This is a genomic window from Peribacillus sp. Hz7, from assembly GCF_042136355.1.
Taxonomy (GTDB): domain Bacteria; phylum Bacillota; class Bacilli; order Bacillales; family DSM-1321; genus Peribacillus; species Peribacillus asahii_A.
In genome coordinates this window covers 134,646-147,858 of record NZ_JBHHJV010000010.1, presented here as the reverse complement: position 1 = coordinate 147,858, position 13,213 = coordinate 134,646, and the positions used below count along the sequence as shown (strand labels likewise).

Here is a 13,213-nt window from a genome sequence, read left to right as displayed (position 1 = left end):
ACAACCATCATATCAACAGCCAGGCACCCAAGCACCGCCGTCATATCAGCCATCATTTGCAGCAACCCAAGCACAACCATCATATCAACAGCCAGGCATCCAACCGCCGCCGTCATATCAGCCATCATTTGCAGGAGCCCAAGCGCAACCACTATATCAACAGCCAAGCAAACAAGCACAGCTGCCGTACCAGCAACCATTTGCGGGAACCCAAGCACAGCCACCGTATCAACAACAGCCAGGTACCCAAGCGTCGCCGTCGTACCAGCAACCATTTGCGGGAACCCAAACACAGTCGCCTTATCAACAGCCATTTCCAAATATGTATGCTCAGCCAAAGCATATGTCAGGTCAATATAAAAATACTCAACGAGAGAATCCAGCAGAGCAACAAGATTATTCAGGGGAGCATGGTTTGAATCCGTATCTGCCACAACAAGATAATCCATATGCGACCATTCCATTCGGTGGACAGCCGGGCATGAATGTACCAGGACACTTTGGCGGTCAGCCAGGACCTTTTATTCCAGATCAATTCGGTGGGGTTCGTGCGCCTGAGACATTTGGTATGCCAACGTATGCTGAGGAAAGCAATGACTTTTAGTCGAAATCATCGCTTTAAAAATCGCCTTTTTTCTAAAATTAAAGCGTTAAAAAGCAGACCGGAGAGAATGAAGCAACTTCAAGGGGATGTGTATTTACTTACCTTTAAAAATCATCCTCCCCTTATTTTAAAGGGCTTTACTAGTCGTGAGAAATGGTATCGTCAGCAAGTGTTGACCTCTTTATTAAAACAAAAGGGTTTTGACCGTACGTATAGTATGTACAGTGAGCCAGAACCATTTCAGCTAGATGGCATGTGGTACAGTTTTATTGAATTTTTGCCGCCAAGTGCCAATAAATTTAATTTTGCTAATGAGTCTAATCGAAAAGAAGGAGCGCAGCTGTTAGAAGCATTTCATAACAGTGCTGACCAGATTTCATTACCATCACTTCCCGTTTATAATCAATTAAATAAATGGAGAGATCGCTTAGCTTTATTCCGACAAAATGTGCCATATATTCGCGAGCATATTCCAGAGTCTATTTTAGAAGAATGGATTGCTTGGGCAGAGTGGTCCTTAAAGGGCTTAGAGACTTATCAAAAGGAGATAAATCAAGAAACCAATACGATTATTCATGGGGACTGTGCCCATCATAATTTTCTCCGTAAGGAAGACGGGACACTGGCTTTAATTGATTTTGATTTAATTGCTAAAGCTCCACGTATGATAGATTATTTACAATATGCGAATCGGATTTTACCTCATTTGGATAACCCGTCTAAGGACGTTTGGAAGTATCGGCAAATTGCAGCATATAAAAAAAATCCAGCTTTTTTGTATGCCCTTGCTTATCCGTCTGATATTTTTCGTGAGTGGAACCTTTTATTTAAAACACGTTTTCGTTTAGATCATGTGTGGAAAATAACCGTTGAAGATTTTGAGAAACGAATGGAGTTGAATAAGCAGTTGGCACAGCTCGTTTCTAAATAGGGCAATAACTAACAGAGTAAAATCCCCCCTTGTTATCAATGCTATAAATGAGCAATCAAAGGGGGGTTGTTATTGCGACAGAAATTATGGATAGGGCCCTTATGCCTAGCGGTAGTAGTGGGACTAAGCGGCTGTAATAACCAACAAGCAACAGAAAATGAAAACTTCCTTAACCGAACGAGCTATCAGTCAACAGAAAAAGATCAGCTTGTTCGAAATATAAATAATGAAATACCGATGTTAGATGATGCGGAAGATGGTTTACACAATGGCAATGATAGCTACAGTGAAAGAGACCGTAATTATCATGGTCACGCGAGTAAACCACTTCATGCGAAGTCTTCATATTATAATTCTTATGAAGGTAATCTCGTCGATCGTATTAATCGTCAGGTCAATTCTATTCCAAATGTGAAGGATACTCGGGCAATTGTGATGCAAAAGGATGTACTTATAACGGTTTTGCTTGATGATTATGCACAAGCAAGAGCGATTAAGAATGTTGTTATCGAACAAGTACAGCCGCTTGTTAAAGGGCGAACTCTTCATGTAACAACAGATACAGGGGTATATTACCGCACGATGACACTTGATAACAATTTACGTGATGGAGGTCCGACAGACGTAGTGATTTTAGATGCAGATGATTTATTTGATAATCTGGACATTCACGAAGATCATCTTAGGTAATCAACATGAACTGACTTCAATCTTGGAGTCAGTCCTTTTTTGTTTACCTTTGTTAAACAATATTCATTAACATAGCCTTTGGTTAAAAAGCTTTTATTCGGTCACACTAATAAAAAAAGCAGATACCGCAAGAGGTGAGGGTTATGATAATACGAATTCTGGCTTGTTTCATGTTCCTGTTTTTTTCCTTCGTCTGGACGGGATCAGCAGAACTATCGATTCAAGAGTACCAGCCTATTGAAAGAAAGGTCATTCTTCAACGCGAATATTTAGATGGAGAGCTGAGCGAAGAAAAAGTAATGGAAGTCATTGGGTCGATGGCTCAGTTTCAAAAAAAATATCGAGAGTGGCAAATTGTTGAACAGACAAAAGAACATCTTGTGCTGCATAAATTCGAAAATGATATTTCCCCTTTGCTTAAAGCGAACGGTTATTTCGGCATGACAGAAGATGGAACGTTGTCTATTTTTAATGGAAAACCAGAGTATGAAAAAGTGATTCATACTTTCTTTCAATTGGATGTTGGAAAGCTTGAGGCCTATCAACAGGAGGAATTACAGCAAGGTATTCCGATTATCAGTAAGGAACAATTTACTAACTTAATTAAGGAATATAGAGTATATTCGATGCCTTCTAACTCCGCTCATTAGGATAATAGATTCTTCCTTCCGCAAATTCCTCAATCTATGGTACAATGAGAGATACAGCAAAATCAGGGAGAGAAGAGATTTGTATGATTATTTAAAAGGAATGGTCGACTATATTGGACCGGAATACATAGTAGTAGAAAATGGGGGAATTGGGTATCAGGTTGTGACACCAAATCCTTTTGTTTTTTCCAATCAATTAAAAAAAGAAATTCAAATTTATTTATATCAGTATGTTCGAGAGGATTTAATTGCACTTTACGGATTTCAAACACGTCAAGAAAAGGCGTTATTTATGAAACTCTTAGGTGTAACGGGAATTGGTCCCAAAGGGGCGCTTGCTATTTTAGCATCTGGTCAAGTTGATCAAGTGGTTCAGGCTATTGAACAGGAGGATGAATCATTTCTTGTGAAGTTCCCAGGTGTCGGGAAGAAAACAGCACGCCAAATGATTTTGGATTTAAAAGGGAAACTGGAACATATTATTCCCGATGCTTTTCCGAGTTTATTTCATGAACCGAGTGAGCGCGTAGAAACGAAGTCAACGGAACTAGATGAAGCCATTCTTGCCTTAAAGGCACTAGGTTATTCGGATAAAGAAGTGCAAAAAGTAGCAAAGCAGCTTGGTGCAGAGACATTCACGACGGAACAGTATATTAAAAAAGCATTACAAATGATGTTAAGATAAGGGGTGGCGTAATGGAGGAGAGAATAGTGAATCAGGAGGTTGATTCGAACGAACTGTCCTTTGAACAAAGCTTGCGACCACAAACATTACAGCAATATATTGGCCAAGATAAGGTCAAGGCAAATTTAAGTGTGTTTATTGAAGCGGCACGGATGCGTGAAGAAACACTTGATCATGTACTATTATATGGACCACCTGGTCTTGGGAAAACGACATTAGCGGTTATTATTGCGAATGAAATGGGCGTAAATATTCGTACAACATCTGGACCTGCTATTGAAAGGCCTGGTGATTTGGCGGCGATTCTAAGTGCGCTTGAACCAGGAGATGTGTTATTCATTGATGAAATTCATCGTTTGCCGCGTGCTGTAGAAGAGGTATTGTATCCTGCTATGGAGGATTTTTGTCTTGATATTGTTATTGGGAAGGGGCCTGAGGCGCGTTCAATACGGATTGACCTTCCGCCTTTTACTTTAGTTGGAGCTACGACAAGAGCCGGTGCTTTATCGGCCCCGTTACGTGATCGCTTTGGCGTATTGAGTCGCTTAGAATATTATACGGAGTATCAATTAACAGATATCGTCATGCGAACGTCGGTTATTATGGATACAGAAATGGATGTGCAAGCGGCAGGGGAAATTGCGAGAAGATCACGCGGTACGCCTCGAATTGCCAATCGTCTGCTTCGAAGAGTACGAGATTTTGCTCAAGTGCGTGGGGATGGTACAATTACAAAGGAACTAGCTGACTATGCTTTAGAGCTTTTACAAGTTGATCGCCTAGGCCTTGATCATATTGATCATAAGCTTCTCAAAGGAATTATAGAAAAATTCCGCGGTGGACCAGTAGGGCTAGAAACGATTGCGGCGACAATCGGAGAAGAAGCTCATACGATTGAAGATGTATATGAACCGTATTTATTACAAATTGGTTTCTTACAAAGAACCCCTCGTGGTCGAATGGCCACACCTCTTGTATATGAGCATTTTCAAATGGAGGTGCCGAAATGACAGGGCTGCCTAAGATTTTGATGGCTCTTGGTGTTATTCTTTTTATTATTGGCTTTGCGATGAAATTTATTAATCTTGGTAAACTTCCAGGTGATATTGTCATTAAAAAAGAGAATACAACGTTTTATTTTCCGATTGTCACGTCGATTATTGTCAGCTTGATTTTATCGGCGATTTTTTATGTTATTGGAAGGTTTAAATAATGGCTCTGTTACATACTGTGGTGTTTTTTTGCTTATCTAAGAACAACGATTCCATATGAACAGTCCAAAAAAAGCGCATGAATTAACATAATAAATTAACATAGCCTAAGTATGAAAGGTACTTCAAGATTGAACTTATAAGGAAGTGGAAGAAGTGAAATTAGATTTATTTGATTTTCATTTGCCGGAGGAATTGATTGCTCAAGTCCCATTGGAAAATAGGGAAGCAAGCAGACTGATGGTGTTAGATAAAGAAACGGGAGACGTACAGCACGATGTATTCAAACATATTACAGAGTATCTGCAACCAGGCGACTGCTTAGTATTAAATGATACAAAGGTACTGCCTGCGCGTCTGCATGGAAGCAAGGAAGATACGGGTGCTAATATAGAGGTGCTGTTATTAAAACAGCAGCAAGACGATGAATGGGAAACGCTTGTGAAACCAGCGAAACGAATTAAAGAAGGTTCAACGATTGTCTTTGGAGGTGGGAAATTAAAGGCTGTTTGTACAGGTGTACTTGAGCATGGTGGGCGCATGTTACAATTCCAGTATGACGGGATTTTTTATGAAGTGCTTGAAGAATTAGGAGAAATGCCCTTACCTCCTTATATTAAAGAGCAATTGGATGACCAAGACCGTTATCAGACGGTGTATGCACGAGAACGCGGTTCAGCAGCAGCGCCAACAGCCGGACTTCATTTTACGAAAGAGCTGTTAGCAAAGGTGAAGGAGATGGGCGTTCATATTGCCTTTATTACGCTTCATGTTGGCCTCGGTACATTTCGTCCGGTAAATGTCGAGGATATTGATGATCATGATATGCACTCAGAATTTTATCAAATGACAGCAGGCACTGCTCATTTGTTAAATGAAGTGAAAGCAAATGGCGGACGCATTATTACGGTTGGAACTACTTCAACGAGAACACTGGAAACGATTGCTTCACGCCATAACGGTGTGTTTAAAGAAGAAAGTGGTTGGACAAGTATTTTTATTTATCCCGGCTATGAATTTAAAGGAATTGACGCTATGATTACCAATTTCCATCTGCCTAAATCTACGTTAATTATGCTAATTAGTGCGCTAGCTGGTCGAGAGAACGTGCTTCATGCTTATAATCTAGCTGTGGAAGAGAAATACAGATTCTTTAGTTTTGGAGATGCGATGTTTATTAAGTGATATAAGAGTGAATTGCTCTTGAAAGGAGTTATATGAGTTGACAGCAATACGATACGAACACATTAAAACATGTAAACAAACAGGGGCGAGGCTGGGTATTGTTCATACGCCGCATGGCTCTTTTGAAACACCAGCATTTATGCCGGTTGGAACGATGGCTACTGTAAAAACGATGTCACCTGAGGAATTAAAACAAATGGGGGCAGGTATTATTTTAAGTAATACATATCATTTGTGGTTACGTCCAGGTCATGATATTGTGAAAGAAGCAGGCGGTTTACATCAATTTATGAACTGGGATCGTCCGATTTTAACAGATTCGGGTGGATTCCAAGTGTTCAGTTTAAGCGATTTTCGTAAAATTGAAGAAGAAGGCGTTCACTTTCGAAATCATTTGAATGGCGATAAATTATTTTTATCTCCTGAAAAAGCGATGGAGATTCAAAATGCGTTGGGTTCTGATATTATGATGGCGTTTGATGAATGTCCGCCATTCCCTGCAACAGAAGAATATATGAAGAAATCGGTTGAGCGTACATCTCGTTGGGCTGAACGCTGCTTAAAAGCACATGAACGTCCGCAAGATCAAGGGTTATTTGGGATTGTTCAAGGCGGCGAATATGAACACCTTCGTAAGCAAAGTGCTCAAGATTTGGTGTCTTTAGATTTCCCAGGTTACGCAATTGGCGGCCTGTCTGTTGGAGAACCAAAGGACATTATGAATCGCGTTCTAGATTTTACAACACCACTACTACCAGCTGATAAACCTCGTTATTTAATGGGTGTAGGGTCTCCTGACTCTTTAATTGATGGAGCAATTCGCGGAGTTGATATGTTTGATTGTGTTCTTCCAACACGCATTGCACGTAATGGAACGTTGATGACAAGCAATGGTCGACTTGTTGTAAAAAATGCGAAGTATGCGCGTGATTTCGGTCCGCTCGATGAAAACTGTACTTGTCATGTTTGTCAAAACTACAGTCGTGCTTATATTCGCCACTTAGTTAAATGTGAAGAGACGTTCGGAATTCGACTTACGACTTATCATAATCTTCATTTTCTGTTAAACTTAATGGAACAGGTCAGACAAGCTATTAGAGAAGATCGTCTTGGAGACTTTAGGGAAGAGTTTTTTGAACAGTATGGTTTTAATAAACCGAATGCGAAAAACTTCTAATTCCATACATATTACGTAGAAAGGAGATTACATATGGACAGTTTAGTACAATTAGCACCATTACTACTTATGTTTGTGCTGTTTTATTTTCTACTTATTCGTCCACAAAAGAAACGTCAAAACGCTGTTAAAGAAATGCAGAACAGCTTGAAAAAAGGCGATAAAGTTGTGACGATTGGCGGCTTACATGGAACAGTGGATTCAATTGATGAATTGAAAGTGGTTATTAAATCATCAGACGGTACAAAATTAACTTTTGACAGACAAGCAATTCGCGAAGTCGTTGAAAGTGCACTTGAGAAGGTAGAAGCTTAATAATAAAGAAACCGAGCGGATTCCCGCTCGGTTTCTTTATTCCCCTTTACTTATATTTACTCCAAGTATACCTCCCATTATAGCGGTCACAACGAAGCATCCATAAGAAACCCATTGCTTTACAGAAAATAATGAATCGTGACCTAAATATTGAAATAATAAAATAATCGCTAAGTAGACAACTCCAGTGCCTCCACCGAGTAGGATTCCTTGCTTTCTTCCTTTACCTCCTGATACAAAGCCCCCGATGAAAATCGATAAAAATGTGACAATCATTACAACGAGACTTATGGACGATTCTGTTAATGCTGTAAAGCGAAGCAATGTAGAGAAGATAAGACTGGCAATTATCGCTAAAACAAAAATGGTGCTAACACCGTATAGGATGGCGAAGCTCATTCTTTTTGTTTCGATTGTCGTTCCCCCCTTTTTAGTACAAGCATATTCGGAGAAAGCCTTGCCTAGACCAAACGATTAAAAAATGGAAAAATATTTTCCCAATTCTTGCACATTCTAATAAGGAATGATTATTTAATGAGCAAGGGAGTGTATGTATGTGGAGTTGTATGCCACGATTGGTTTAAGAACAGTCATCAGTTATTTGCTTATTTTAATTATTTTTCGTTTAATGGGTAAGCGTGAAATTGGTGAATTAAGCATTTTAGATTTAGTCGTTTTTATTATGCTAGGGGACATTGCTGTTATTGCAGCTGAAAGACAGGAAAAACCTTTTCTGGAAATTCTTTTTCCTATGCTTATTTTACTCGTTATTCAACTCTTATTTTCATATATCTCATTGAAAAGCTCGAAGTTTCGTAAAGTACTAGACGGTAGTCCTAGTATTATTATTAACAATGGGAAGATTGATGAAAAAGCAATGCGCCAGCAACGCTATAATTTTGACGATTTACTGACACAGCTTCGTGAAAAAGGCATTATTGATATCAATGAGGTTCAATTTGCCATTTTAGAAACAACAGGTAAGCTGTCTGTTATTAAACGAGATAACAAGGCAGTTTCCGAACATAAGGAGACTGCCTTTCCCCTAATTATGGATGGCGAAGTACAAGAGGATAGCCTCAAACACATTGGGCAAAATCAGTTTTGGCTTCGTCAGCAATTAAAGAAACGGGGCTATGAAGATATAAAGAAAATATCCCTATGTAGCTATAAGAACGGAACGCTGTATATTGATCAAAGTGACAGTTAAGGGCGCCATGCAAAACGGGCTAGAAAAGGTCCAATTCGCGGAATGCGCTTTAGGTCACTCTTTTTAATGTTCCCAGTAGCAAGCATCAGTACAATATACGTAATCAGAAGAATAGTCAGTGAACTTAGTAATCGAGCACTAATCGAGAAGTTAGTTAAAAGATAATGGAACATATAATAACCGCTGGCACCCGAGATGAGACCAATGAGCAGAGCAGAACAGTAGCTGCGAACATGAATGGTGAACGGTACGACTTTTAAGACGGTTGAGAAATGTAAAAAGGTTACGAGCACTGTTCCGACAGCAATCCCCATGGCTGCTCCCATAATGCCAAAATTCTCTTTTGTCGCTAATAAGAAGATCACGACAATTTTAACGATGGCGCCAATCAAACTATTAATCATCGCCGCTCGCGCTAAATTCAATGCTTGAAGCATGGCTTGTAAAGGAATTTGAAAATAGAACATAACAAAAAAAGGTGCGAGAAATTTAATAAAAACCGCAGCGTTTGAGGAGCCGTACATCAGCTCTAAAAGCGGGTCGGCAAACACATAAAGAGCAATAACGGCTAAACAACCTGTGCTGAAGGTAATATTTAATGTTTGTTGCAATCGGTGTTCAATTAATTTCATATTTCCAATTGACTTTGCTTCACTTACCGCTGGAACAAGTGATGTAGCAAGGGAAGATGTAATGAAGGAAGGAAGCATTAATAAGGGCAAGGCGTATCCGGTTAATTCCCCGTATTGCTTAGTAGCGACAGTTGTAGCTACACCAGCAATCGCTAAACTTTGAGCGACTACAATCGGTTCTAAAAACCAAGCAAAAGAACCGATCATTCGACTGCCCGTTGTTGGAACGGCGATGCCCATTAATTCGGTAAATGTGTCTTTGCCTGAGTGAGCCATCTTAAAAAAGCCTTTACGTAATTTAAAGTGTTTTTTCAATTTAAAGGCACGCAGTAAGTAAAGAAGGGAGGCGAGCTCTCCAATAATGGACGCTAGCATGGCTCCTGCCGCCGCATATTCAATGCCATAAGGTAAAAAGGTTTTCGTTAAGACTGCAATAAAGGTGATTCGTACTATTTGTTCAATCAGTTGAGAAAGGGCAAAAGGTTTCATATTTTGTTTACCTTGAAAATAACCGCGCAGAACAGAAGAAATCGCAATAATTGGTACGACAGGGGCAATCGCTAGTAAAGGCCAAATCGTACGTTGATCTGTAAATAAAGTTTCAGAAAGTATAGGAGCCAGTATAATTAACAGTGGTGTGAAAATCATGGATAACGAAAAAGTACAGGCGAGGGAAACGACAAGAATTTTTTTTACTTTTCGCTCATCACCCCGTGCATGTGCTTCAGCAACAAATTTAGAAATGGCAACTGGAAGTCCAAATTGAGTAATCGCAATAACAAGAAATAATGTCGGGAGTGCCATCATATATAACCCGACCCCTTCTTCCCCGATAAAGCGGGCGATAACAATTCGGTTAATAAATCCGAGTACCCTTGTGATTAAGCTAGCTGCGATTAAAATTAATGTTCCTTTTAAGAATTTTGACATTGCTTACAATCCCTGCCTTCTCAAACAAGCTGTCATATTATACAATTAACTATATGCAGTGACTTGGACAAAGCATGACAAAAGTGTTTGCGTTAGATACAAATAATCTTTCTTCGATGGGGGAAAAGCGATGACACAGAATCATCCTTATCAACGATATTACATTAAGGTAAAGCCAGCTTTAAAAAGCAAGCGGGAAGAGTTTAGGATGCTCGGATTACATGCGGTGACAGAAGAGGACATTTGGAGTTACTTAACAGACAAAACATGGAAGCGTCCACAAGAAACGATTCGTATTCATGAAATTGTCGCCGATATTTTAGCTCTTTCAAGCAGTCAATTTATGACGTTTCAAATGATTGCTGCTTATAAAGCACCGAGCCTTTTTGAACCTTTGTCATCAGAGGAATTGAAAGATTTGTTACGTGACTAAAGTGCGTATAGAAGAGCGGCTCTTCGAAAAAATTGACAGTTAGTTGAATTTGAATCATAATACTTATGGTTATGCATTTTTCTGGTAAAAGGTAAAGTTTGCGGTAACACAGGCACTTCTTTCGAATGCGATTCGAATGAGCAATACAACATCAAGGTCATAGGCATATTATAGAAAGGGGCCTACTATATAATGGTAAAAAGAAGCAGGATTGTGGCATTTTTCCTCATTGCTATTTTGATTTTTTCAGCAATGGGCACAACATCCAAGGGTATTCTCGATAATATTAAATTGGGACTAGACCTTCAAGGTGGTTTTGAAGTACTTTATGAAGTAAAAACACTTGATGGCGGGGAAGTTACGGAGTCTATATTGACAAGTACACAAGGTGCGCTTGAAAGACGTATCAACGTACTTGGGGTTAGTGAGCCGAATATTCAAATTGAAGGCAAGGATCGCATCCGTGTTCAATTAGCTGGTGTAACGGATCAAAATAACGCCCGTAAAATTTTATCGACTCAAGCTAAACTATCATTCCGTGATTTCAACGATAAGGAAATGATGACAGGTGCCGACTTAAAAGAAGGCGGTGCTAAACAAACGTTCCAAGATAATAAACCAGTTGTCGAAATTACGTTAAAAGATTCCAACAAATTTAAAGAAATTACACAAAAGATTTCACAAATGGAACCAGGAACAAATGTCTTAGCGATTTGGCTAGACTTTGAAGAAGGCAAAGATTCATTTGCGAAAATAGAATCACAAGATAATATGATTTCTGCACCACAAGTAAGTGAAGTATTTAATACGAATACAGTATACATAACAGGTCAATTTACAGTAGAAGAAGCAAAAGAATTAGCGAATTTATTAAATGCAGGTGCTCTTCCTGTTGATTTAGAAGAAGTATACTCAACGTCTGTAGGCGCACAGTTTGGCGAAGAAGCGCTTAACAAAACTATTTACGCTGGTATTATCGGGATTGCCTTAATTTTCTTATTCATGTTAGTCTACTATCGCTTCCCGGGCTTTATCGCGATTGTTACACTAACGATTTATATCTTTTTAACGCTTCTTGTGTTTGACTGGATGAATGCGGTTTTAACGCTTCCAGGTATTGCAGCATTGGTGCTCGGAGTGGGGATGGCCGTTGATGCGAATATTATTAGTTATGAGCGAATTAAGGATGAATTGAAATTAGGCCGTTCCGTAAAAGCAGCTTTTGCGGAAGGAAACAAAAACTCGCTAGCTACGATTTTTGATGCGAATTTAACGACGTTGCTTGCCGCAGCCGTTTTATTCATTATTGGGACAAGCTCTGTTAAAGGGTTTGCTACAACGTTAATTATTTCGATTCTAATGAGTTTCATCACTGCTGTTTACGGTACACGACTTTTCTTAGGCTTATGGGTAAAAAGCGGCATCTTTGATAAGCGTCCGGGCTGGTTTGGAGTAAGAAAGAAAGATGTTCATCAATTATCAGAAAAGCTTGATTTAGCCGATTTAAGCACACCATTTGATCGTATTGGCTTTGTTAAGAATAGAAAAGTGTTTTACGGCATTTCAACAGTAATCACGATTATTGGGATTATCTTCTTGTTTGTATTTAAGTTAAATCTTGGTATTGATTTTACAAGTGGAACGCGCATTGAAATTGGCGGAGATAAGCCATTAACAACGCAGCAAATTGAAACAGAAATGAACAAGCTAGATATTGAAGTGAAGGATATTAATTTCGCGGGTACAAATAATGAAATTGGTGTCGTTCGTGTAATCGGTGTTCTAGATAAAGAAGAAATTGCTGAATTGAAGGATCACTTCAGTAAAGATTTTGGTGTTGAGCCAAATGTTAGTACGGTTTCACCAACGGTTGGTAAAGAGTTAGCGAAAAATGCGTTAATTGCTGTAGCCATTGCCTCACTTGGAATCATTTTATATGTTTCTGTACGATTTGAGTGGAGAATGGCTGTACCATCTGTTGTTGCTTTAATACATGACGCCTTTTTTGTCATTACGCTTTTCAGCGTTCTGCGATTAGAAGTAGATATTACGTTTATTGCCGCGATTTTAACAATCGTGGGGTATTCGATTAATGATACAATTGTTACCTTTGACCGAATCCGCGAAAATTTACGGAAGAAGAAGAAAATTAAAACAGTGGAAGAGCTTGAAGAAATTGTGAATATTAGTATTCGTCAAACATTAACAAGATCGATTAACACCGTTTTAACCGTTCTTGTAACGATTATCGCTTTAATGATTTTCGGCAGCGAATCCATCCGTAACTTCTCGATTGCGCTATTTATTGGGATGGTTTGTGGTGTGTACTCTTCTCTATACATCGCTTCTCAATTCTGGCTCGATTTGAAGGCAAAAGAATTGAAGCAAAAAGGTACGTTAAAAACAGAAAAAGTGAAAAGAGAAAGCTTAGAAGGACAAGTATAAGCTTTTGAATGGAGAGACTGGCAATATGTCAGTCTCTTTTTTTTAATGGAATTGGCAGATAAGAGGCGCTCTTTTTGAGTGTGAAATTAAAATTGAAACTGCTCCTCTCTTTTTT

Annotated in this window: 16 protein-coding genes; 13 read left to right on the top strand and 3 right to left on the bottom strand. The window is 39.1% G+C overall.

Annotated features, from left to right (window positions below; genetic code table 11):
* The coding region (locus tag ACE199_RS14910) for a hypothetical protein (protein ID WP_375350471.1) at nt 1–338 on the bottom strand (338 nt) is incomplete at its 3' end.
* A gap of 77 nt (nt 339–415) precedes the next feature.
* Here ACE199_RS14910 and ACE199_RS14905 point away from each other — a divergent pair.
* The 10 genes from ACE199_RS14905 (at nt 416) to yajC (ending at nt 7,448) form a co-directional block, all read left to right on the top strand.
* Nucleotides 416–604: a hypothetical protein gene (locus tag ACE199_RS14905; protein WP_375350470.1), complete on the top strand. Its 189-nt coding sequence runs from the start codon at nt 416–418 to the stop codon at nt 602–604.
* Nucleotides 594–1,535, top strand: coding sequence for a phosphotransferase (locus ACE199_RS14900; RefSeq protein ID WP_375350469.1), 942 nt, complete (start codon nt 594–596; stop codon nt 1,533–1,535). The genes ACE199_RS14905 and ACE199_RS14900 overlap by 11 nt, the downstream gene beginning before the upstream one ends.
* Nucleotides 1,536–1,607: 72 nt before the next feature.
* Nucleotides 1,608–2,225: a YhcN/YlaJ family sporulation lipoprotein gene (locus tag ACE199_RS14895; protein WP_375350468.1), complete on the top strand. Its 618-nt coding sequence runs from the start codon at nt 1,608–1,610 to the stop codon at nt 2,223–2,225.
* A 143-nt stretch (nt 2,226–2,368) separates the two neighbouring features.
* A complete protein-coding gene (locus ACE199_RS14890) occupies nt 2,369–2,875 on the top strand; it encodes a BofC C-terminal domain-containing protein (protein ID WP_252290978.1) in 507 nt (168 codons plus the stop codon).
* A 79-nt stretch (nt 2,876–2,954) separates the two neighbouring features.
* Nucleotides 2,955–3,560 (top strand): Holliday junction branch migration protein RuvA, encoded by a 606-nt coding sequence (gene ruvA / locus ACE199_RS14885; RefSeq protein WP_127761497.1) that lies wholly within the window; start codon nt 2,955–2,957, stop codon nt 3,558–3,560.
* 11 nt (nt 3,561–3,571) lie between these two features.
* Entirely contained in the window at nt 3,572–4,570 is a 999-nt protein-coding gene (gene ruvB, locus ACE199_RS14880; protein WP_127761496.1) for a Holliday junction branch migration DNA helicase RuvB, read from the top strand.
* Nucleotides 4,567–4,773: a DUF2905 domain-containing protein gene (locus tag ACE199_RS14875; protein ID WP_375350467.1), complete on the top strand. Its 207-nt coding sequence runs from the start codon at nt 4,567–4,569 to the stop codon at nt 4,771–4,773. The genes ruvB and ACE199_RS14875 overlap by 4 nt, the downstream gene beginning before the upstream one ends.
* A gap of 154 nt (nt 4,774–4,927) precedes the next feature.
* Nucleotides 4,928–5,956, top strand: coding sequence for a tRNA preQ1(34) S-adenosylmethionine ribosyltransferase-isomerase QueA (gene queA / locus ACE199_RS14870; protein ID WP_375350466.1), 1,029 nt, complete (start codon nt 4,928–4,930; stop codon nt 5,954–5,956).
* A gap of 37 nt (nt 5,957–5,993) precedes the next feature.
* Entirely contained in the window at nt 5,994–7,133 is a 1,140-nt protein-coding gene (tgt, locus tag ACE199_RS14865) for a tRNA guanosine(34) transglycosylase Tgt (RefSeq protein WP_375350465.1), read from the top strand.
* Between the two features lie 33 nt (nt 7,134–7,166).
* Complete coding sequence (gene yajC / locus ACE199_RS14860; protein WP_375350464.1) at nt 7,167–7,448, top strand: preprotein translocase subunit YajC; 282 nt, start codon at nt 7,167–7,169, stop codon at nt 7,446–7,448.
* A 36-nt stretch (nt 7,449–7,484) separates the two neighbouring features.
* Here the strand turns inward: yajC and ACE199_RS14855 are convergent, their stop codons facing one another.
* Nucleotides 7,485–7,847 carry a TIGR04086 family membrane protein gene (locus ACE199_RS14855; RefSeq protein ID WP_375350463.1) on the bottom strand — a complete coding sequence of 121 codons (363 nt, stop codon included), beginning with the start codon at nt 7,845–7,847 and terminating at the stop codon, nt 7,485–7,487.
* A 151-nt stretch (nt 7,848–7,998) separates the two neighbouring features.
* Between ACE199_RS14855 and ACE199_RS14850 the strand changes: the two genes are divergently transcribed.
* Nucleotides 7,999–8,658, top strand: a complete 660-nt coding sequence (locus ACE199_RS14850; RefSeq protein WP_375350461.1) for a DUF421 domain-containing protein — start codon at nt 7,999–8,001, stop codon at nt 8,656–8,658.
* Here the strand turns inward: ACE199_RS14850 and spoVB are convergent.
* Nucleotides 8,655–10,220, bottom strand: a complete 1,566-nt coding sequence (spoVB, locus tag ACE199_RS14845; protein WP_375350460.1) for a stage V sporulation protein B — start codon at nt 10,218–10,220, stop codon at nt 8,655–8,657. The two genes, ACE199_RS14850 and spoVB, sit on opposite strands and share 4 nt — an antisense overlap.
* Before the next feature lie 130 nt (nt 10,221–10,350).
* Between spoVB and ACE199_RS14840 the strand changes: the two genes are divergently transcribed.
* Together ACE199_RS14840 and secDF are read left to right on the top strand one after the other, a co-directional pair.
* Entirely contained in the window at nt 10,351–10,653 is a 303-nt protein-coding gene (locus ACE199_RS14840; RefSeq protein ID WP_252286836.1) for a post-transcriptional regulator, read from the top strand.
* A gap of 192 nt (nt 10,654–10,845) precedes the next feature.
* Nucleotides 10,846–13,098, top strand: a complete 2,253-nt coding sequence (secDF, locus tag ACE199_RS14835) for a protein translocase subunit SecDF (protein WP_375350459.1) — start codon at nt 10,846–10,848, stop codon at nt 13,096–13,098.
* Nucleotides 13,099–13,213: the final 115 nt, after the last annotated feature.

Excerpts from the sequence above, each read along its gene's own strand:
- ACE199_RS14900 (WP_375350469.1), top strand. The coding sequence starts at position 594 with ATGACTTTTAGTCGAAATCATCGCTTTAAAAATCGCCTTTTTTCTAAA.
- ACE199_RS14890 (WP_252290978.1), top strand. The coding sequence starts at position 2,369 with ATGATAATACGAATTCTGGCTTGTTTCATGTTCCTGTTTTTTTCCTTC.
- ruvB (WP_127761496.1), top strand. The coding sequence starts at position 3,572 with ATGGAGGAGAGAATAGTGAATCAGGAGGTTGATTCGAACGAACTGTCC.
- ACE199_RS14875 (WP_375350467.1), top strand. The coding sequence starts at position 4,567 with ATGACAGGGCTGCCTAAGATTTTGATGGCTCTTGGTGTTATTCTTTTT.
- yajC (WP_375350464.1), top strand. The coding sequence starts at position 7,167 with ATGGACAGTTTAGTACAATTAGCACCATTACTACTTATGTTTGTGCTG.
- ACE199_RS14855 (WP_375350463.1), bottom strand. The coding sequence starts at position 7,847 with ATGAGCTTCGCCATCCTATACGGTGTTAGCACCATTTTTGTTTTAGCG.
- ACE199_RS14850 (WP_375350461.1), top strand. The coding sequence starts at position 7,999 with ATGTATGTGGAGTTGTATGCCACGATTGGTTTAAGAACAGTCATCAGT.
- spoVB (WP_375350460.1), bottom strand. The coding sequence starts at position 10,220 with ATGTCAAAATTCTTAAAAGGAACATTAATTTTAATCGCAGCTAGCTTA.
- ACE199_RS14840 (WP_252286836.1), top strand. The coding sequence starts at position 10,351 with ATGACACAGAATCATCCTTATCAACGATATTACATTAAGGTAAAGCCA.
- secDF (WP_375350459.1), top strand. The coding sequence starts at position 10,846 with ATGGTAAAAAGAAGCAGGATTGTGGCATTTTTCCTCATTGCTATTTTG.